At 68.1% G+C, this 20,415-nt stretch carries 13 protein-coding genes and 1 pseudogene; 10 read left to right on the forward strand and 4 right to left on the reverse strand.

All coding sequences use genetic code 11. The features are described from left to right. The first annotated feature begins 202 nt into the window (after window positions 1–202). From UAA55_RS26350 to UAA55_RS26395, 10 genes and pseudogenes are all read left to right on the forward strand, one after another. Window positions 203–1,228 (forward strand): outer membrane protein assembly factor BamD, encoded by a 1,026-nt coding sequence (locus tag UAA55_RS26350; RefSeq protein WP_416235227.1) that lies wholly within the window; start codon window positions 203–205, stop codon window positions 1,226–1,228. A 113-nt stretch (window positions 1,229–1,341) separates the two neighbouring features. Next, the gene (gene recN / locus UAA55_RS26355; RefSeq protein WP_322956480.1) at window positions 1,342–3,015 is read left to right on the forward strand and encodes a DNA repair protein RecN; all 1,674 of its coding nucleotides are present in this window, start codon (window positions 1,342–1,344) and stop codon (window positions 3,013–3,015) included. Between the two features lie 42 nt (window positions 3,016–3,057). Continuing rightward, entirely contained in the window at window positions 3,058–5,316 is a 2,259-nt protein-coding gene (gene ligA, locus UAA55_RS26360) for an NAD-dependent DNA ligase LigA (RefSeq protein WP_322956482.1), read from the forward strand. A 213-nt stretch (window positions 5,317–5,529) separates the two neighbouring features. Beyond that, entirely contained in the window at window positions 5,530–6,342 is an 813-nt protein-coding gene (locus UAA55_RS26365; RefSeq protein WP_322956484.1) for a GIN domain-containing protein, read from the forward strand. Between the two features lie 143 nt (window positions 6,343–6,485). After that, on the forward strand, window positions 6,486–6,905 hold the full coding sequence (locus UAA55_RS26370) for a VOC family protein (protein WP_040844566.1): 420 nt from the start codon (window positions 6,486–6,488) through the stop codon (window positions 6,903–6,905). Window positions 6,906–6,973: 68 nt separating this feature from the next. Continuing rightward, complete coding sequence (locus tag UAA55_RS26375; protein WP_322956487.1) at window positions 6,974–7,375, forward strand: hypothetical protein; 402 nt, start codon at window positions 6,974–6,976, stop codon at window positions 7,373–7,375. A gap of 1,050 nt (window positions 7,376–8,425) precedes the next feature. Then, a pseudogene (locus UAA55_RS26380) lies at window positions 8,426–10,482 on the forward strand (putative bifunctional diguanylate cyclase/phosphodiesterase). Between the two features lie 238 nt (window positions 10,483–10,720). Beyond that, the gene (locus tag UAA55_RS26385) at window positions 10,721–12,970 is read left to right on the forward strand and encodes a DUF1302 domain-containing protein (protein WP_322956489.1); all 2,250 of its coding nucleotides are present in this window, start codon (window positions 10,721–10,723) and stop codon (window positions 12,968–12,970) included. Between the two features lie 114 nt (window positions 12,971–13,084). After that, a complete protein-coding gene (locus tag UAA55_RS26390) occupies window positions 13,085–14,137 on the forward strand; it encodes a WD40/YVTN/BNR-like repeat-containing protein (protein WP_322956491.1) in 1,053 nt (350 codons plus the stop codon). A gap of 55 nt (window positions 14,138–14,192) precedes the next feature. Further along, on the forward strand, window positions 14,193–16,571 hold the full coding sequence (locus tag UAA55_RS26395; RefSeq protein WP_322956493.1) for an efflux RND transporter permease subunit: 2,379 nt from the start codon (window positions 14,193–14,195) through the stop codon (window positions 16,569–16,571). 52 nt (window positions 16,572–16,623) lie between these two features. Here the strand turns inward: UAA55_RS26395 and UAA55_RS26400 are convergent, their stop codons facing one another. The 4 genes from UAA55_RS26400 to UAA55_RS26415 form a co-directional block, all read right to left on the reverse strand. Beyond that, window positions 16,624–17,133 carry a hypothetical protein gene (locus UAA55_RS26400; protein WP_322956496.1) on the reverse strand — a complete coding sequence of 170 codons (510 nt, stop codon included), beginning with the start codon at window positions 17,131–17,133 and terminating at the stop codon, window positions 16,624–16,626. A gap of 110 nt (window positions 17,134–17,243) precedes the next feature. After that, window positions 17,244–19,103 (reverse strand): autotransporter domain-containing protein, encoded by a 1,860-nt coding sequence (locus UAA55_RS26405; RefSeq protein ID WP_322956498.1) that lies wholly within the window; start codon window positions 19,101–19,103, stop codon window positions 17,244–17,246. Window positions 19,104–19,310: 207 nt separating this feature from the next. Next, a complete protein-coding gene (locus UAA55_RS26410; RefSeq protein ID WP_322956500.1) occupies window positions 19,311–19,685 on the reverse strand; it encodes a c-type cytochrome in 375 nt (124 codons plus the stop codon). A 220-nt stretch (window positions 19,686–19,905) separates the two neighbouring features. Beyond that, a complete protein-coding gene (locus UAA55_RS26415) occupies window positions 19,906–20,397 on the reverse strand; it encodes a hypothetical protein (RefSeq protein ID WP_322956502.1) in 492 nt (163 codons plus the stop codon). Window positions 20,398–20,415: the final 18 nt, after the last annotated feature.

A 20,415-nucleotide genomic window follows, 5' to 3' on the forward strand; every position in this document is an offset into this window, starting at 1 on the left:
TGTCGATGCAAAAATGCCCCGCCGACCCCATCCTATCCACCCGTGTAGGATAGGCGCGCTGGGGACTGGGGTTCCCGCAGGGACGATTTTTAGGAAATTTCGCCGTTTGGTCGACAATGTGCCGCTTGGCGACGGGCGGCTGACCCGTGCTATAACACGCCGTCGCGCATCCCGCCGCCTATTCCGCTCCGAGAAGATGCCCTTGTCCTCCCTTCGCATTGCCTTGTCGCCCCGCCACCTCCGCCTTCTGGCCCCGCTCGCCCTCCTGGCCGTCGCGGCGTGCTCCAGCGAGGAGAAGGAAGCGCCCTACATCGAACGCCCGGTGGAGCAGATCTACTCCGAGGCCGGCAACGCCATCGATCGCGGCGAATACCAGAAGGCGGCCCTGCTGTTCGGCGCCGTGGAACAGCAGCACCCCTATTCCACCTGGGCCATGCGCGCCGAGCTGATGGCGGCCTACGCCTATTACCAGGCCAACAAGTATGATGAGGCCGTCGGCTCGCTGGACCGCTTCATCAGCCTGCACCCCGGCAACCCCAACGTCGCCTATGCCTATTATCTGAAGGGCCTCTGCTATTACGAGCAGATCTCCGACGTGCGGCGCGACCAGACACCGACCGTGCAGTCGCTGAAGGCCTTGGAAGAGGTCATCCGCCGCTTCCCCTCAAGCCCCTACGCCCGCGACGCCAAGCTGAAGATCGACCTGACCCGCGACCACCTGGCGGGCAAGGAGATGGACGTCGGCCGCTATTACCAGAGCGTGAGCCTGAACCTGGCCGCCATGAAGCGCTTCCGCCAGGTGGTGGACCAGTACCAGAGCACCAGCCACGTCCCGGAGGCCCTGCACCGCCTGGTGGAGGTCTACCTGTCGCTGGGCATGCTGGACGAGGCGCGCAAGGCCGCCGCCGTGCTGGGCTACAACTACCCGGGCAGCGACTGGTACCAGAATACCTACGACCTGGTGAAGGATCTGCCCAAGCCGCGCGTCATCCCCGTCAACCTGGCGGCCAAGGCCCCGGCCGACGGGCCCACGGCCACCCCGGCCGCCGGCCCCCGCGTCGATGCGCCCGTCGCGGCCCCCGAGGGCCAGACGGCGCCGGCGGCGGACAAGCCCGACGCCAAGCCGGCCGACCTGAAGCCCGCCGACCAGAAGGCGGACGACAAGGGCGAGAAGCCCCGCCAGGAAAGCAAGGACCGTGGCTTCTTGGGTTGGCTTTTCGGCGATTAAGCCCTAGAAAAATCATATCCCGACAGCGGGGCTCCGGATCGGCCGCAGACCTGTCCGGGGCCCTTGTCGTCTGGAGTGTATCGTCCCGAGGCTCGCAAAACCGGGTGAGTGCCATGCTGGCGTCCCTCTCGATCCGTGACGTGGTCCTGATCGAACGGCTGAACCTGTCGTTCGGCCAAGGCTTGTGCGTGCTGACCGGTGAGACCGGCGCCGGCAAGTCCATCCTGCTGGACGCCTTGGGCCTTGCCTTGGGCGGCCGTGGTGACAGCGGGCTGGTGCGCCATGGCGCCGAGCAGGCCACGGTGGTGGCCGAGTTTGATCTGGGCGCGCGGCGCGACGATCACCCCGCCCTGGCCCTGCTGCGCGAACAGGACCTGGATGCCGACACCACCCTGGTCCTGCGGCGCACCGTCACCACCGACGGCCGGTCCCGCGCCTTCATCAACGACCAGCCGGTGGGTGTGGCCCTGCTGCGCCGCGTGGGCGAGACGCTGGTGGAGGTGCACGGCCAGTTCGACACCCACGGCCTGCTGAATCCCCTGACCCACCGGGACCTGCTGGACGATTATGCCGGCTTGGGGTCCAAGCGCGCCCAGTTGTCGGGCCTTTACCGCGCCTGGCAGGCGGCTGAGACGGCCCGGGCCGATGCCGACCGCGAGGCCGCCCGCGCACGCGAGGAAGAGGAATACGTCCGCCACGCGCTGTCGGAGCTGGACGCGCTGGACCCCAAGGACAACGAGGAAGAGGCGCTGGCCGAAAGGCGCGCCGTCATGATGCACCGGGAAAAGCTGGTAGAGGCGCTGACGGGCGCCGCCGGCGAGATCTCCGGCGAGCGGGGGGCCCAACGCGCCATCGCCAACGCCTTGCGCCATCTGACCCGCGTGGCCGACAAGGCCGCCGGCCAGCTGGACCCGCTGATCGCCGTCCTGGACCAGGCCGCCGCCGAGATCGGGGAGGCGGCCCGCAGCCTGCAGGTCATGGCCGGCGACATGGACCATGACGGCGCCAGCCTGGAAAAGCTGGAGGAGCGGCTGTTCGCCCTGCGCGCCTGCGCCCGCAAGCACGGCATCGCCGTCACCGGCCTGGCGACGTTGCGCGCCGACTTCGCCCGCCGCCTGTCGTTGATCGAGGACCAGGGCGACCTGCTGACCCGCCTGGCCAAGGAAGCGGCGGAGGCCAAACAGGCCTACGCCGCCGCCGCCTCATCCCTGACGGAGGAGCGGCGCCGTGTCGCCGGCAAGCTGGACAGGGCCGTCATGGCCGAACTGGCGCCCCTGAAGCTGGAGAAGGCCCGCTTCGTCACCGCCGTGGAGGCGGTGGGCGAGGCCGATTGGGGCCCCGGCGGGAGCGATCGCGTGGCCTTCACCGTCGCCACCAATCCCGGCGCCCCGCCGGGCCCCCTGGCCAAGATCGCGTCCGGCGGCGAACTCGCCCGCTTCATGCTGGCGCTGAAGGTCATTCTGGCCCAGGTCGGCACCGTGCCCACCCTGGTGTTCGACGAGGTCGACACCGGCATCGGCGGCGCCGTGGCCGATGCGGTCGGTGAACGCCTGGCCCGTCTGGGCCGTGGCTTGCAGGTGCTGGTGGTGACCCACAGCCCGCAGGTGGCGGCGCGCGGCCAGCAGCACCTGAACGTGCGCAAGCGCGTGGCGGGTGGCAAGACCACGACCGACGTGGTCATCCTGTCGTCCGAGGAACGGCGGGAGGAGATCGCCCGCATGCTGTCGGGCGCCGAGATCACCGCCGCCGCGCGCGCCGCCGCGTCCGAACTGATGGCCGCCGGCTGAGCCCGTCGTCTTCCCCCCTCCGCTTTCGCCTGAGTACATGCCATGGCCGCCAAGCAAGCCGTCGACGCCTTGACCCTAGAGGATGCCCGGGCGGAACACGCCCGGCTGGTGGCCGAAATCGGCCATCACCGCGCCCTCTATTACCAGAAGGACGCGCCGGAAATATCCGACGCCGACTACGATGCGCTGGAGAGGCGCCTGACGGCCATCGAGGCCCGTTTCCCCGAACTGGCCGGCGCCGACAGCCCCACGGTCACGGTGGGGGCGGCCCCCGCCGCCGGCTTCGGCAAGGTGAGGCACACGGTGCCCATGCTGTCGCTGGGCAACGCCTTCGAGGACGAGGACGTCACCGACTTCGTGGCCAGCATCCGCCGCTTCCTGGTGCTGGACGAGGGAGCACCCTTGGACTTCGTGGCCGAGCCCAAGATCGACGGCCTGTCCCTGTCCATCCGCTATGAGGACGGGCAGCTGGTGCAAGCCGCCACGCGCGGCGACGGCGCGGAGGGCGAGGACGTCACCGCCAACGTGCGCACCATCGACGACATCCCCAACACGCTCAAAGGCAAGGCGCCGGCGGTGCTGGAGGTGCGCGGCGAGGTCTATATGCGGCGCGAGGATTTCCTGGCGCTGAACAAGGCGCAGGCGGAGAAGGGCGAGAAGGTCTTCGCCAACCCGCGCAACGCCGCCGCCGGCAGCCTTCGCCAGCTGGACGCCGGCATCACGGCGGATCGGCCCCTGCGCTTCTTCGCCTATACCTGGGGTGAGCTGTCGGAGCCGCTGGGCGCCACCCAGTCGGAAAGCCGCCGGCGTCTGGCCGAGCTGGGTTTCACCATCAGCGAGCCATCCAGGCTGTGCCGCGCGGCCGATGAGTTGCTGGCGTACTACCGCGACATCGGCGCCCAGCGCGCCACGCTGCCCTTCGACATCGACGGCGTGGTTTACAAGGTGGATCGGCTGGATCTGCAGGAACGCCTGGGCTTCCGCACCCGCACGCCGCGCTGGGCCACCGCCCACAAGTATCCGGCTGAAAAGGCGCAGACCCTGCTGAAGGCCATCAGCATCCAAGTGGGCCGCACCGGTGCCCTGACGCCGGTGGCGGAGCTGGAACCCATCACCGTGGGGGGCGTGGTCGTCTCGCGCGCCACCCTGCATAACGAGGACGAGATCCGCCGCAAGGACGTGCGCGTGGGCGACACGGTCATCGTCCAGCGCGCCGGCGACGTCATTCCGCAGATCGTCGGCGTCGTCCCCACCCTGCGCCCCGCCGACAGCCAGCCCTTCGAATTTCCCACCCACTGCCCCGCCTGCGGCAGCCTGGCCGTGCGCTCCACCGCCGAGAAGGCCGACGTGGCGGCGGAAACGGCCGCGGTGGAAAGCGGCACGCCGGAAGATGGCGCCACGCCCGATGGCACAGAGGCGCCCACCCCGGAAGAAGCGGTGGCCGAGCCCGATGGCGTGGTACGCCGCTGCACCGGCGGCCTGATCTGCCCCGCCCAGGCGGTGGAGCGCCTGATCCATTTCACCAGCCGCCTGGCCTTCGACATCGAAGGCCTGGGCATCGAGCGCATGCGCCTGTTCTTCAACCAGGACCGCATCCGCGAGCCGGCCGACATCTTCACCTTGGAGAAGCGCGAGAGCGAACGGCTGGACCGCATCGTCACCATGACCGGCTTCGGCAAGAAGTCAGTGGAGAAGCTGTTCGCCGCCATCGAGGCCCGCCGCACCATCGGCCTTGACCGCCTGATCTACGCCCTGGGCATCCGCCAGGTCGGCGAGGCCACGGCCAAGCTGCTGGCCCGCCACTACCTGACGGTGGAACACTGGCGGGATGCCATGATCAAGGCGGCGGAGGAGCGGGCTGACCAACCGACCGAGCGCAAGCCCGAGCTGGTGGGCGAGGCCTATGCCGAGCTGTGCGCCATCGAGCAGATCGGCGTGGGTGTGGCCGACGACATGATGGCCTTCTTCCGGGAAGAGCATAACCGCGCCCTGCTGGACCGCCTGCTGGCCCAGATCACCGTTGAGACCTACCAGCGCCCCACCACCACCGGGTCGCCCGTCGTGGGCAAGACCGTGGTCTTCACCGGCACGCTGGAAACCATGGGCCGCAGCGAGGCCAAGGCCAAGGCCGAGAGCCTGGGCGCCAAGGTCGCGGGCTCGGTCAGCGCCAAGACCGACTATGTCGTCGTCGGCGCCGACGCCGGGTCCAAGGCCACCAAGGCCCGCGAGTTGGGCCTGACCCTCCTGACGGAACAGGAATGGGTGGACCTGATCAGCGGCAAGGCGGCCGCGCCGGAATAATGGCGAAATCCACCACCCGCCTGGCGTGAATGGCGATTAAATCGCCATTCACATTGGACAATCCCCGGCATGGTCCAGGAATCCTGCGGGTTCCGGGACTGGCACACCCCTTGCGTTAAAGGCCGTAACCGGTCCGGTACGATGGGCCGGACCGATCCGGAAGCCCCGCCCGCCGCTGGCGCTTCCCGCCTTTTCGTCAGGGAGACCCCGCTTATGTTCCGCATGCCCCACCGCCTGGCCACCCTGTCCCTGGCACCGCTGGCCGCCGCCCCCCTGACCGCCGCGATCATCGCCTTTACTGCGGCCCCGGCCTACGCCGGCACCATCGGCCCGCAGACCCTGCATGGCCGCACGCTGGAGCTGGAAGGCCTGGTGGCCAATGTCGAGATCACAGTGTCGTCCTCCGCCAAGGAGATCACCGTCACCGCCACCGGCGACGACGACCAGGTGAACCGCCTATCCTTCCACAGCGAGGGCGACAAGGCCAAGGTGGAGCAGGAGCACCGCCACCACGAGCATTACAGCGACCGCGACTTCATGAAGGTCAGCGTCACCCTGCCCGCTGGCACCAGCCTGGCGATCGAGGATTTCGTCGGTGACCTGACCGCGGGCGACCTGAACGCCGACCTGGCGATCGAGGATCTGCATTCCGGTTCCGTCACGGTCGGGCGGGTGCAGTCCGCCGCCCTGGACGTGACCGGCAGCGGCAACATCAGCGTGGGCGACATCGCCAAGGCCGTCTCGGTGGAGATCAAGGGCTCCGGCAAGGTGCGCACCGGCAAGACCAATGGCGAGGTGTCGCTGGAAATCAGCGGCTCCGGCAATGTCGACATGGCCTCGGTCAACGGCGCCGTCTCGGCGGAAATCCACGGCAGCGGCAACGTCACCATCCATGCCGGCAAGGCCGATCCGCTGTCGGTGGACATCGCCGGCTCGGGCGACTTCACCATGGACGGCGTCGCCGCCAACCAGTCCATCAGCCAGCACGGCTCCGGCCAGGTGCGCATCCGCAACGCCGGGCACTGAGCCTCGTCCCATCCCCGGGGTGGCGCTGCGCGGGGCAGCCCCACCCCATCAGGAAGCCCGCCGGGAAACCGGCGGGCTTTCGTCTTTGGCGCCAAGGGCCTAAGGTCGGCTTCCGCATACATGGCCACCCGGGAACCCCGCCGATGAAATACCTGCACACCATGGTCCGCGTCACCGACCTGGACGCCTCGCTGGACTTCTACGTCAACAAGCTGGGGCTGGAACTGGTGCGCCGCCGCGACTACGAGAAGGGCCGTTTCACCCTGGTCTACCTGGCGGCCCCGGGCTCACCGGAGTCGGAGGTGGAGCTGACCTGGAACTGGGATCCGGAGGTCTATACCGGCGGCCGCAACTTCGGCCACCTGGCCTTCGCCGTGGACGACATCTACGCCACCTGCCAGCGGCTGATGGACGCGGGCGTCACCATCAACCGCCCGCCGCGTGACGGCCACATGGCCTTCGTCCGCTCCCCCGACCAGATCTCCATCGAACTGCTGCAAGCCGGCGACGCCCTGCCCCCGCAGGAACCCTGGGCCTCCATGCCCAACACCGGCAGTTGGTAAGTCAAGCCCCCGGGCCGGCCCGCAGCGCATGGTTGCGGGGCCGGCCGGTTCATTCTATCCCTAACCCCATGCTGCTGCTGATCGTCCTGGCTGTGATGGGGGTGGGCCTGGCCCTGGCGCTTATCGCCTGGCTGGCCACGCGCGGCCCATCCGAAGCCGAGATCTTCCGCCGCTTCGACGCGCTGGAAGGCTTCACCATCACCGAACGCCACGCCCATGAGGGCACCGGCATCGCCGCCGACGAGGCGCGCGGCCGCGTGGCCGTCATCGGTAAGGGCCTGGACAAGCGGCCGCCCGTGCTGCTGGCCGCCAAGGACCTGGCGGCCTGGCGCTACCAGGCCAAGGACCAGCATTTCGAGATGACGCTGAAGACGCGGCGCTTCCCTCAGCCGCTGGTCGTCAGCTTCCGCAAGCGCGCCACCGCCGACGAATGGTTGAAGATTTTCCGCAACATCGTCGAGGAACGCTGACCTGTCCCACGGCATCGCCCGTACGGAAGTGCGAGACTCCGGCACCCCATACGTCTTAAGGTCATCTTCAGGCGGTTGTACCGCCCGCAGTCCTGAACGCCCCGCGACCTAAAGGTTGGCATGACGCCCCCACCGTCCTCCGAGGCACCGTCGTCGTCCCGCACCCTGGCACAGTTCGGGAACGCATCGCCCGTCACCGGCGGCGCATCGCGGGATGGGGGACCCCAGGCATCGGATGCGGGGCCGGGCACCCCGGCGGAGGGCAGGCCCACGCCGCGCAAGAAGGTGCGCCTGCCGCTGCGCAAGCGCCTGTCCTACAAGCAGGCGCGCAACACCGCCCTGCTGACCCTGGCGCTGGGCATCATCCTCAATACCGCCCAGATCACCTACGACCTGTTCAACGTCGAGCAGCAAACCGACCAGCTGGTGCAGCAGGTGCTGAGCACCGCGCGCCAGCCGGCGGCGGAGGCGGCCTACGCCTTCGACCAAGCGCTGGCGGAACGGGTGCTGACGGGCCTGTTCGAATACCGCCCCCTGTACCACGCCGTGATCTATGAGGATTTCGGCAACCAGCTGGCCGCCAAGGACCGGCCGGAAACCGAAGGCGGCCTGAAGTGGCTGGCGGAGATCCTGCTGCCGCAGGAAAAGACCTTCTCCATCCAGCTGGTCATCGAGCGCCACCACCAGAACGTGGGCGTGCTGAAGGTCAGCGTCGACCGCTACCTGATCGCCCTGGATTTCTTCCGCCGCTCCGCCATCGTGCTGGGCGTGGGTCTGGTGTGGACGGTGGCGCTGGCCCTGATCCTGGTGGTGGTCTTCTACATCTCGCTGTCCAAGCCCTTCCTGCGGCTGACGCGTGGCATCGCCGCCGTGGACGCCCGCCGTCCGGCGGACCTGCTGCTGACCGTGCCGCCGCAGCACGCGGATGACGAGCTGGGCCTGCTGGCCAGCACCACCAACGAGCTGCTGCTGGAATTCGACCGGGCGCTGGTGGAGCGCGAGCGGGTGGAGGCCCGCCTGCGCGAGCGTGAGACCCATCTGTCCGGCATCATGGACAACGTGGCCGACGGCATCATCACCCTGGATGAGGATTTGCGGGTCGCCACCATGAACCGCGCCGCCCACCAGCTGTTCGGGTACGAGCCGGGCCAGGCCGCGGGCCAGCCCTTCGTCAGCTTCATCGCCGATGAGGACTGGCCGCGCGTGTCGACGGAGCTGATGACCAGCCTGCGCCGCCAGGGCGGCAGCCACGGCGGGGAACAGCGGTCGGAGGTGCAGGGCCGTCGGCGCGACGGCACCGTCTTCGCCATGGCCTTCGGCGTCAGCCAGATGCGCGTGGGCGCCCGCCGCACCGCCATTTGCGTCATCCAGGACATCACCCAGCGCAAGCGGTCGGAGCGGGCCGTGCGCGAGAGCGAGGAGCGGCTGAAGCAGGCCGTCAGCGCCACCCGATCCGGCGTGTTCGACGCCGACTTCGCCACTGGCCTGACGTGGTGGAGCCCCGAGTTCCTGGAAATGCTGGGCTATCCCGGCGGCGCCAGCCCCTGGCATGACAAGCCGCTGGAGGCCCTGCTGCATCCCGATGACGCGCCCGCCACCATGGGCACCATCGAGCGCTACCTGTCGGGCGAGAGCGGCGATTACCTGAGCGTCTTCCGCCTGCGCAAGAACGACGGCGGCTGGCTGTGGATCGAGGCGCGCGGCCTGGCCATCCGGGATGAGCGGGGACGCCCCCTGCGCTTCACCGGCACCATGACCGACGTGACCGACCGCAAGCGCTTCGAGGAACAGCTGCTGTACGTCAGCACCCACGATCCGCTGACGGGCCTGGCCAACCGCACCCTGCTGCAGGACCGCCTGCAGCACGCCATCGCCCACGGCGCCCGCAAGGGCACCTCCGTCGCCGTGCTGGTCATGGACCTGGACCGGTTCAAGCTGGTGAACGACAGCCTGGGCAGCCAGGTGGGCGACAAGCTGCTGCGCGCGCTGGGCCAGCGCCTGGTGTCCTGCGTGCGCGCCGCCGACACGGTGGGCCGCATGGGCGCCGACGAGTTCATGGTGATCGCCGAGGATCTGCCGGAACCGCAGGTGGCCGCCCGCATCGCCGAGGCCATCCTGGTGGGCCTGACCCGACCCTTCGCCATCGACGGCCAGCAGCTGTTCATCACCACCTCCATCGGCATCAGCCTGTTCCCGGGCGACGCGTCGGACACCGACGCCCTGCTGCGCGACGCCGCCACCGCCATGGACAACGCCAAGGCCGCGGGCGGCAACAGCTACCAGTTCTTCACCCCCCGCATGAACGAGGAGGCGGTGGCGCGGCTGTCCATGGAGCACGCGCTGCGCGAGGCCCTGGACCTCAACCAGTTCACCCTGCACTACCAGCCCAAGATCGATCTGGAGACGCTGCAGCCCGTGGGGACGGAGGCGCTGATCCGCTGGCACCATCCGGAGATGGGGCCCGTTTCCCCGCCCGCTTCATCCCCATGGCGGAGGAGAACGGCCTGATCGTCCCTATCGGCGAATGGGTCATGCGTACCGCCCTGGCCCAGATCCGCGCCTGGCAGGAACAGGGGCTCCAGCCCCTGCCGGTGGCCGTCAACGTCTCCGTCCGCCAGGTCTCCTCGGGCCAGTTCGCCGAGCGGGTGCGCCAGCTGCTGCAGGAGTACGCCGTGGGGCCGGAGTTCCTGGAGCTGGAGATCACCGAGACCGCGATGATGTCCAACTTGGCCTATATCGCCGACACGCTGGCGGAGCTGCGGTCCCACGGCATCTCCATCGCCATCGACGACTTCGGCACGGGCTATTCCTCGCTGTCCTACCTGCGGCGCCTGCCCATCACCACGCTGAAGATCGACCGGTCCTTCGTGTCGGAGGCGACCTCCAACACCGACACGGCCGCCATCGCCGCCACCATCATCGCCATGGGCCGGCAGCTGGGCCTGACCGTGGTGGCGGAGGGAATCGAGACCCAAGAGCAGCTGGACTTCCTGCGTCGGCACCAGTGCGACCAGCTTCAGGGCTTCTTCTTCTCAAAACCGCGCCCGGCGGACGATTTCTGCAAAACTTTTTTGAAGCCGACAAAGATGCAGGCGGTCGCGTCCTGAACCCGGCTTGACGCCTACTGGCAACCCGGCAAACACCTCTTCGGAACCCCCTGAATCCGAGTTGAATGGCGTTGCAGATTTGCCCTATCCGGCGCGGAATCCCTTGATCCTGTTCATCAATGCTTGACGGCAACGCCTGGAAAACCGAGGCTTGGCGCAGAGAGGCTGGACGCGAGTCCCAGGCAGGAATGCCAGGAATGGTCGCGTCTTAAAAAAAACGTACAGGGAGGAAAGACGCATGGTGGCGAACGTCTTTGGGAAGTCGTGCCTGAAATCTCGTATTCTGGCGGGCGTGAGCGTCGCGGCGCTGGGTACATCGCTGTTTGCCTCAACGCCGGCGCGCGCCCTGGACTTCAACAGTGGCGACCTTCAGGGCAGCTTCAACACCACCTTGACCTTCGGCGGCCTGATCCGCGTTCAGGAGCGCGACAAGAACCTGGTGGGCAAGGCCAACGGCGGCAACGCCTCCTCCATCAACCAGGACAACGGCGACCTGAACTATGGCACCGGCCTGGTGTCGGCCACCGGCCGCATGACCAACGAACTGAAGCTGGACTACGACAACATCGGCTTCTTCGGACGCGCGACCTTCTTCTACGACCCGATCAACAACGACGCCAACAGCACCTCGGGCGCCCGCACCGGCGCCTTCACGCTGAGCTCCACCGCCCGCGACCAGTCGGCGGCCTACGCCCGCCTGCTGGACGCCTACGCCTATGGCAACTTCGACCTGGGTGGCGGCACCTCGCTCAGCATGCGCGTCGGCAACCAGGTGCTGAGCTGGGGTGAAAGCACCTTCATCCCCAACGGCATCAACGCCATCAACCCGGTCGACGTCTCCGCCCTGCACCAGCCGGGCACGGAACTGAAGGAAGTCTTCCTGCCGGTGCCGATGATCAGCGCCAATCTGGGCCTGACCAACAACCTCAGCGTGGAAGCCTTCTACCAGTTCAAGTGGGAGAAGACGCTGCTGGATCCGGCCGGCACCTATTTCAGCAGCGACGACGCGCTGTCGCCGGGCGCCCGCTACCTGTCCCTGCCCTTCGGCAACCCGCTGGCCGCCGACAGCCCGCTGCAGCACGCCATCGAGACCAACGGCACGGTCAAGAACCCCATCCTGGGCCAGGTGACGCCCATCGCGCCCTTCGGCACCAACGTGCCACGCCTGAACGACCACAACGGCCGCGACGACGGCCAGTTCGGCTTCGGCATCCATTATTCCGTGCCGGAACTGGACGATACCGACTTCGGCCTGTTCTTCATGAAGTACAACAACCGGGTGCCGGACCTGTCGGTCAAGGTGGGCAGCTTCGGGGACTTCGCATCCAACCCGGAGACGTTCAGCAACCACAGCGGCTACTTCGCCGACTACGTCAACGACATCAAGATGTATGGCGTCAGCTTCAGCACCAGTGTTGAAGGCGTCGCCATCCAGGGTGAGTACTCGTACCGCCAGGGCCAGCCCCTGCAGTACGACGCCGTGGACGTCCTGCAGGCCATGCTGGCCGCCCCGTCGGTCTTCGGCTTCATCCAGACCGGCAGCCAGCAGGGTGCCGCCCTGGGCGCCCAGCAGGGTGCCGCCGCCGGCGCCGCGCAGGGCCTGGCCGCCGCCACCGCCGCCTACCAGACGGCCGTGAACCAGGTGCTGTCGGTCGCCGCCCCGGCGCTGGTCGGCACCAACTTCACAGCACTGCCGGCCCCGGTCCAGGCCACCGTCCAGGCCGCCATCGCCGCCCGTGGCGGCCCGGCCTCGCTGGCCGCGGCCCAGGCCGCGGGCCAGGCCCAGGGTGCCGCCGCCGGCGCCAAGGCCGGTGCCACCGCCGGCGCCACGCAGGGCGCGCAGCAGGCCGCCACGGCCGCCGCCCACATCTTCAACACCAACGCGCTGATCCAGCGCCTGGGCGGCATCCAGGGCACGACGACGGCGCAGATCGAGCAGAGCGCGTCGCGCCTGTTCGGCACCACCATCCAGGGCTATGGTCGCTACGACATCAGCCAGGTCCAGATGACCTTCACCAAGGACCTGCCGCCCATGATAGGCGCCAACCAGGTCATCCTGGTGGGCGAAGTGGGCGCCGACTTCGTGCACAACATGCCGGACGGCGTGCATTTCAGCGGCACGGGCACCAACGTGGGCGGCAACGCCAACTTCCTGGGCCTGGGCGGCATGGAGAGCGTGGCCACCAGCGGCTTCGGCACCGAGTTCTCATGGGGCTACCGCCTCGTCGCCCGCTTCGACTACCTCAACGCCATCGCCGGCATCAACCTGATGCCCCGCATCGTGTGGGAGCATGACGTGCACGGCACCACGCCGCTGCCCGTGGGCACCTTCATCGATGGCCGCAAGGCCGTGTCGGTGGGTCTGACCGCCACCTTCCTGGACAAGTGGTCGGCCGACGTGAACTACACCAACTTCTTCGGCGGTGGTGACTTCAACCTCATCAACGATCGTGACTTCATCAGCTTCAGCCTGAAATACTCCTTCTAATCCTGCCCCCTCGTCACGGGGCCGCCGGATATCCCCCGACGGCCCCGTGACAGGGTCAGCATCCCCTTCCCGGTTTTATGGGCGCCGGCCGCCGAGAGGCGGCCCGCGACTTGAATGATGAAATGCCGCCCCCTCGCCGCCCGGCTTACCGCCGGTGCCCTGTCCCTGGCCCTGGCCTCCAGCCTTGCCCCCGGGGACAACCTCCGGGCGAGGGAGGTGGCGGCGGGCGACAGCCCTGCGTCGTCCACCATCGCGGCCACCCCACAGCTAACCAAGGAAGCCAGAGGGCCCGCCACCCCCATCCCGGCGTTGATCGCGCCCCTGGCCTCCCGCTCGCTGCTGTTGGCCGCGGCCCTGGCCGGCAACCGCCTGGTGGCGGTGGGGGAACGCGGGCATATCCTGCTGTCCGACGACAATGGCCACAGCTGGCGTCAGGCGCCAGCCCCGGCCAACGCCACCCTGACCGGCGTGCGCTTCATCGACGCCAGGCAGGGCTGGGCCGTGGGCCACGACGCCACCATCCTGCACACCGCCGACGGCGGCGAAAGCTGGACGCTGCAGAACTTCGCGCCCGATTGGGAACAGCCCCTGATGGATGTGCTGTTCGACGACGCCGACCACGGCATCGCGGTGGGCGCCTACGGCCTGTTCCTGGAGACGGCCGACGGCGGCAAGACCTGGACCAAGCGCCGCATCACCGATGACGACCTGCACCTGAACGCCATCTTCGCCACCGGCGGCGACACCCGCATGGTGGTGGGGGAGGCCGGCGGCGTCTACACCAGCGCCGACAAAGGCCACACCTGGACCAAGCGCGTCCTGCCCTATGAGGGTTCGCTGTTCAGCGGCGTGGCGGTGGACGACAGGACCGTGGTGGTCTTTGGCCTGCAGGGCCACGCCTTCCGCTCCACCGACGGCGGCCAGAATTGGCAGACCATAGACACCGGCACCAAGGCCGGCCTGATGGGTGGCGTCGCCACCCCCGACGGCCATGTCGTCCTGGTGGGCGCGTTGGGCACGGTGCTGAGCAGCAGCGATGGCGGCGCCAGCTTCAAGCTGACCTACCGCCCCGACCGCCTGGGCCTGGCCGACGCGGTGCGCGACGCCGATGGCGGTCTGATCCTGCTGGGCGATGAGGGTCCCAAGCTGGTGGGCGCGCTACCCTGACCGCCCCGCCCCGCCGGATCGCTTTTCCAGTTCCCCCGTTTCCCCCGAGTGCCCGATGACGTCCCTGCCCCGCTTCCTCGACGCCCTGATCTTCCGCCACCGGCAGGTGGTGCTGGTGCTGTTCGCGCTGGCCACGGCCTTCTTCGCCTGGCAGGCCAGCCACCTGGCGGTGGACACGGCCTATGAGAAGCAGCTGCCGCAAGAACACCCCTACATGAAGACCTTCCTGCAGTATCAGAAGGAATTCGGCGGGGCCAACCGGGTCATGGTGGCGCTGAGCGTCCGGAAGGGCGACATCTACACGCCGGAGTTCTTCACCAAGCTGAAGCAGGTGACGGACGAAGTGTTCTTCATTCCCGGCGTGGACCGGGCCAGCGTCACTTCCCTCTTCACCCCCAACGTCCGCTTCATCGAGATCGTGGAGGATGGGTTCAGCGGCGGCAACGTCATCCCGGCGGAGTTCAAGGCCACGCCGGACTGGCTGAATGTGGTGCGCGGCAACGTGCTGAAGTCGGGCCAGGTGGGGCGCCTGGTGGCGGAGGACTTCACCGCCGCCCTGGTCAGCATCCAGCTGCTGGACCGCGATCCTAGCACCGGCGCCAAGCTGAACTACATGGACGTGGCCAAGAAGCTGGAGGCCATCCGGGCCAAATACGCCGACGACGCCGTGGACATCCACATCATCGGCTTCGCCAAGGCCATGGGCGACGTGGCCGACGGCACGGTGGGCGTCATCGGCTTCTTCGGCGTCGCCTTCGTCATCACCGCCATCCTGGTCTATGTCTACGGCCGGTCCTTCCGCATGACCGCCGTGCTGCTGGCCCTGTCGGTCGTCACCGTCATCTGGCAGCTGGGCTTGCTGGTGCTGATGGGCCTGGCCATGGACCCCATGTCCATCCTGGTGCCCTTCCTGGTGTTCGCCATCGCCATCAGCCACGGCGTGCAGAACGTGGGCACCATCACGCAGGAGATCGGCAAGGGCGCCGACGCCTTTTCCGCCGCCCGCATCAGCTTCCAGCGTCTGCTGGTGCCTGGCGCCAGCGCCCTGGTGGCCGACGCCATCGCCTTCCTGACCATCCGCATCGTCAAGATCCAGATGATCCAGGAACTGGCGCTGTCGGCCTCCGTCGGCATGGTCATCATCGTCGTCACCCACCTGATGATCCTGCCGGTGGCCCTGTCCTTCCTGCCGCTGGGCGACAGCTACCGGCGCCGCGTCTCCGGCCAGGTGGACCGCTTCGACGCGGTGTGGAAGGTCTTCACCGTCTTCGCCCGGCCCAAGGGCGCCATCCCCGCCCTGATGATCGGACTGGCCGTGTTCGCCTGGGCGCATCACGAGTTCGGCCGCCGCGTCATCGGCGATGCCGAGGCCGGGGTGCCGGAGCTGTGGCCGGACAGCCGCTACAACAAGGACGCCGACTTCATCGCCGCCCACTTCGCCATCGGCGTGGACATCATCCAGGTCATCGCCGAGGCGCCGGCCAACGGCTGCATCGACTACGCCGTCGCGTCCCAGGTGGACGACTTCGCCTGGCGGATCCGCAATGTGGAAGGGGTGCAGTCCACCCTGTCGCTGCCCCAGGTCATGAAGACCGTCAACATGGGCTGGAACGAGGGCAACCTGAACTGGCGGGTGTTGCCCCGCAACAGCCAGGTGCTGGTGCGCGCCGTCTCGCCCGTCGAGACCTCCACCGGCCTGTTGAACGCCGACTGCTCCGTCATGCCCATCATGGTCTTCACCAAGGACCACCGGGCGGAAACCATCGATCGCGTGGTCAAGGCGGTGGAGACCTACAACAAGGCCAACGGCACGGACGCCAAGGATAAGGGCCCCATCCACTTCCGCCTGGCCACGGGCAATGTCGGCGTCATGGCCGCCACCAACCAGGCGGTGACCACGGCCGAGACGCCCATGCTGCTGTGGGTCTACGGCACCGTGCTGGTGTTCTGCGCCCTCACCTTCCGTTCCGTCGTCGGCACCATCGCCACCGTGCTGCCGCTGGTGGTCGTCTCGGTGCTGTGCGACGCGCTGATGGCCGAGCTGAAGATCGGCCTGAAGACCAGCACCTTGCCCGTCACCGCGCTGGGCGTGGGCATCGGCGTGGATTACGGCCTCTACATCTTCAACCGCCTGCAGTCCTACCTGAAGCACGGCCTGGGCTTCGCCGAGGCCTATTACAAGACCCTGCAGGAAACGGGCAGCTCCATCCTGTTCACCGCGCTGACCCTGGCGGTGGGCGTTGCCACCTGGTCCTTCTCCGCCCTGAAGTTCCAGGCCAACATGGGCGAGTTGCTGACCTTCGTCTTCATCGCCAACATGTTGGGCGCCATCATCCTGCTGCCCGCCATCGCCGCCACCCTCTACCGCCTGTTCCCCCGCCTGTTCGAGGGCGAGGTCAAGCGGGCACAGAAGCGGACCTTCGCGGCGCATTAGTCATTCGTTTGCCTCAAGCGCCGACGGGGGCTTTTTCTCTGATCAAAGCGGGCTATTGCGCCTTGGGCTGGGCCGCCTCCCATTCCGGGTCGACGGTGCCGCCGTCGAAGATGAAGCGCCAGGGGGCGTCCTTTCCGGCGCGGCGCCAGACGGTGACGTAGCGCACGGGCGGGCGCTCCACCACCGTGCCGTCGGGCTTCTTGAGGCGGGAACGGGCCTTGCCCCAGCTGTAGCCCAGGGTGCCGTCGGAGGAGATGGCGGCATCCTCCGGGGCCCATTCCAGCTCCAGCCCGGCGGGGAACAGCGTGGCCAGGGCCGCCCGATCCACCTTGGCCTGGGGATGGTTCAGCAAGGTGACCTCATCGGCGGCATAAGCCTGGAAGGCGGCGCCCACGCCCACCTCCTGCGCCTTGACGGCGAAGGCGCGGTCGGCATCCAGGATGGACTGGGCCGGATTGGCAGGCGATGGCATGCCGGGGCTGGGCAGCGGGCCGGCGCCCACCAGCAGGGGAGCCGCCAGCACGCAGGCGGCCAAGCCCAAAGGAAAACGCGAACGGGCCATGATGATTCCCTCCCTCACGTTGCTTTTGTTGACGCCAGGGTAGCAACAAAAGAGGCGCGGGAATATCCCGCGCCCCCAGTCAACCAAATGCTGTTCTTGTCGGCCCGGCGTCAGAAGCCGACGCGGATATGGCCCATGACGGCATGGTCGGTGCGGTCGCCGTTGTCGAACGTCCCTTGGTAGGAAACGGCCACATTGAAGCCGTTGGCCTGGATGGCGATTCCGCCGCCACCGTAGTAGGAGGTGCGCTTGCCGGCACCCGCGTCCGTTTCCGCCACCTGGCCACCCGGCAGGGTCGCCTGGAAGATGCGGCCAGAGTTCAGGAACTCATGCTGCACGCCGGCCTGGATCTGCGGCGCCACCACCACGTCGCCCATGACGAAGGGAATGGCCAGCTGGCCGCCCGCCTGGGCGCGGAAGCTTTCGGCGTCGAAATCCGGCACGCTCAGCGCCAGCGCGCCGGCGTCCTTTTCCGTGTAGCTGTGGATGCTGGCACGGGTGTAGCGCAGGCCCGCCGTTGGGCCCAGGGCCACGTTGCCCAGGGTGACGCTGTAGCCGCCCGACAGGCTGGCGCCATAGGTGCTGCCGTTGGGCGTGGCGTTGCCCCAGGGCTGCGGCGCGAAGCCGGTCTGACGCTGCATCTGGGTGAACTCGTCATAGCCGTAGCTGATCATGCCGTCGGCGTAGAACGCGCCCATGTTGGCCGTGGCGTAGGCCATCAGGTTGTAAGCGTGCAGCTCATCCTTGCCGAAACCGCCCTGGAAGCGCATGCGGTTGTCGCCATAGCCCAGGGCCACGCCGGTGGTGACGGTGTCCGACACCCGATAGTCGACGCCCAGGGCGCCGGTGTAGCTGTCGTAGGTGTAGGCCATCTGGCCGGCGATGGCATCGCGATCGCCGGTACCGTAGTTGCCGTAGAGGAATATGCCGACGCGGCCGTCGCGGCCCGTCGAAGTGCCGGTTCCCGTGCCGCCGCCCACGCCGGCCACGCCGGTGCCGGAACGGATGCCGTTCAGGCGGGCGCGGACGGAACCGGTCATGCCGTCATCGGCGATGAAGTTCAACTGCGTGGCCGCGACCGCCGCCTGCGGCGCCTGCAGCACGGTGGTCAGGGTGCCCGCCACATATTCCGCCAGCAGGGTGTGTCCCGTGGTGGTGGGGTGCACGTCGTCCCAGAACAGCATGGTGTTGATGTTGGCCGGGGTGCAGTAGCCCGTGGCCTTGCCACCCAGGAGGCAGGAATGGGTGGCGTCGGTGATGCCATAGGCTGACGGGTTGGCCTGGATCATGCTGAAGATGGTGTTCACGTCCACCAGGATGACCCGGGCACCGTTGGTGCCATTCAGGCTTTTTGTCAGGGCCAGCACGTCGGCGTTGTGGATGGCCGTCAGCTGGTTGGCCTGCAACGACGCATCCGCGCCCTGGGCCGAAATGGACGGGGTGTTGCCCAGGTTGGGCAGGTTGAAGATCAGGAAATTGCGGGCGCCGGCGGCGATCAGCTTGCTGGCGCCGGTGCCGATGTTGCCCACGACGGTGGCCGCCTCCGTCGCCGCGTCCACCGATGAACCGCTGGTGGCGTACTGGAAGTAGTCGTTGGCGCCGATCCACAAGGAATACAGCTGGCTGCTGGTGATGGTGGGCTTGGCCGCCAAGAACGCGTTGATCTGGTTCAGAAAATCGATGGGCCGTTCCGCCGTGGAACGGGCGCCGCCATACGCGTAGCTCTTGAACGGCACGCCACCGATCAGCGCGCCCACCTTCTCATCCCACAACGGGCCGTTGGAGAAGCGGCCGTTGTAATAGGGCGGCGGCGGGGCCAGGCCCAGGGGCACCAGATTGCCCGGGTCGCTGAGGCTGTCGCCGAAGACGATACCGGCGGAATATTGCTGCGCGTGCGCGGTGGAACCGACGAAAGACGCCATCAGCGCCACCGCCATGGCGGTGGTCGTGCGTAACATCCGGCTGGTCATGGGCTTCCTCTATCCCTTCACGGCGGCCGTTCAGGCGGCCCGCTCGTTCTTGACGCGAGGGCAGAGTCCCACGAAAGCATCCCCCGCCGTCAAGGACACAAAAGTGACAGGGCGGCGAATATCCCCGGTTGTGTCGTGACGGCAGCAGTTGGGGGACCGCAACGATCCGGCCCCACCCTTGGTGGCGGGGCCGGCACCGCAGGGCACTTACTTCAAGGCCGACAGGTAGGCAATGACGTCGACGCGATCCTGGGCGGAGGGGATGCCCGGGAACGCCATGCGGGTGCCCGGCACCAACGCCGCCGGCTTGGTCAGATAGACATCCAGCGTGGCCGCGTCCCAGGTCTTGTTGGCGGCCTTCATGGCGGGGGAGTAGTTGAAGCCGTCTTCGCTGGCGGACTTGCGGCCGACCACACCCCACAGGTTGGGACCCAGCTTGTCGGCGCCATCCTTCTCGGCGCTGTGACAGGCCTTGCAGCGCTGGAACACCTTTTCTCCCTTCACGGGGTCACCGGCCGTCTGGGCGACGGCGGTACCCGCGACGGCGATGACCAGAGCGGCGGCGACGGCGGCAATCTTCATGGAACGACCCCTGATGTTCTTCATGTGGCAGCACGCCCAGGACCATGCGGGGCCTGGCGCGAAAGTGGCGGGACGGTAGGGGGCGGCCGATGACGCTGTCAATCGGGCGGAGTGTCCCAAACCGCAAAAAGCCGGGACAAATTAGAGGGATAGCACAGCCGGAGGACGGACGGCGGGACGCCGTGCGCCACCTTGGGCTTCAGTCGTCACACTGCGGGCGTCAGTCACCCACATCCAGGGTGGGCTGGCCGCGTAGGGCACCGCCATTGAGGCGCCCCATGCGGTCGGCGGCGCGCTGGGCCGCCTGGGCACCCCGTTGCGCCAGGGTGGGCTTGGCGGGCTGCGCCAGCGGCGCCACACAGGTCCGCATCGGCCGGTTGGGCCGCAGGACCCACAGCACGGCCAGGGCCGCGACGGCGCCCACCGCCGCCGGCAGCAGGGAGACGGCGGCGGCCACCAGGCCGGAGACCACCGTCAGGTCGAACAGCATCCCGGGCCGGGCGGGCGTGACCAGATGGGCCAACAGCACGCCGGAACCGATGACCAGGACCCAGACGCCCCATTGCCGGGGCGCCGCCACGGCCAGCAGGAAGCCGGCGACGGCCAGCATCACCAGGGTGCCGTCCAGACTGGCGGAGGTCAGGTCCCACAGGCCGGCGGCGGCGCCGAAGCCCGCGGCCGTCAGGGGCAGAAAGACAGTCTTGAGCAACATGGCGACACGCTGACCCCG

The organism is Nitrospirillum guanabarense (genome assembly GCF_034653355.1).
Lineage (GTDB): Bacteria > Pseudomonadota > Alphaproteobacteria > Azospirillales > Azospirillaceae > Nitrospirillum.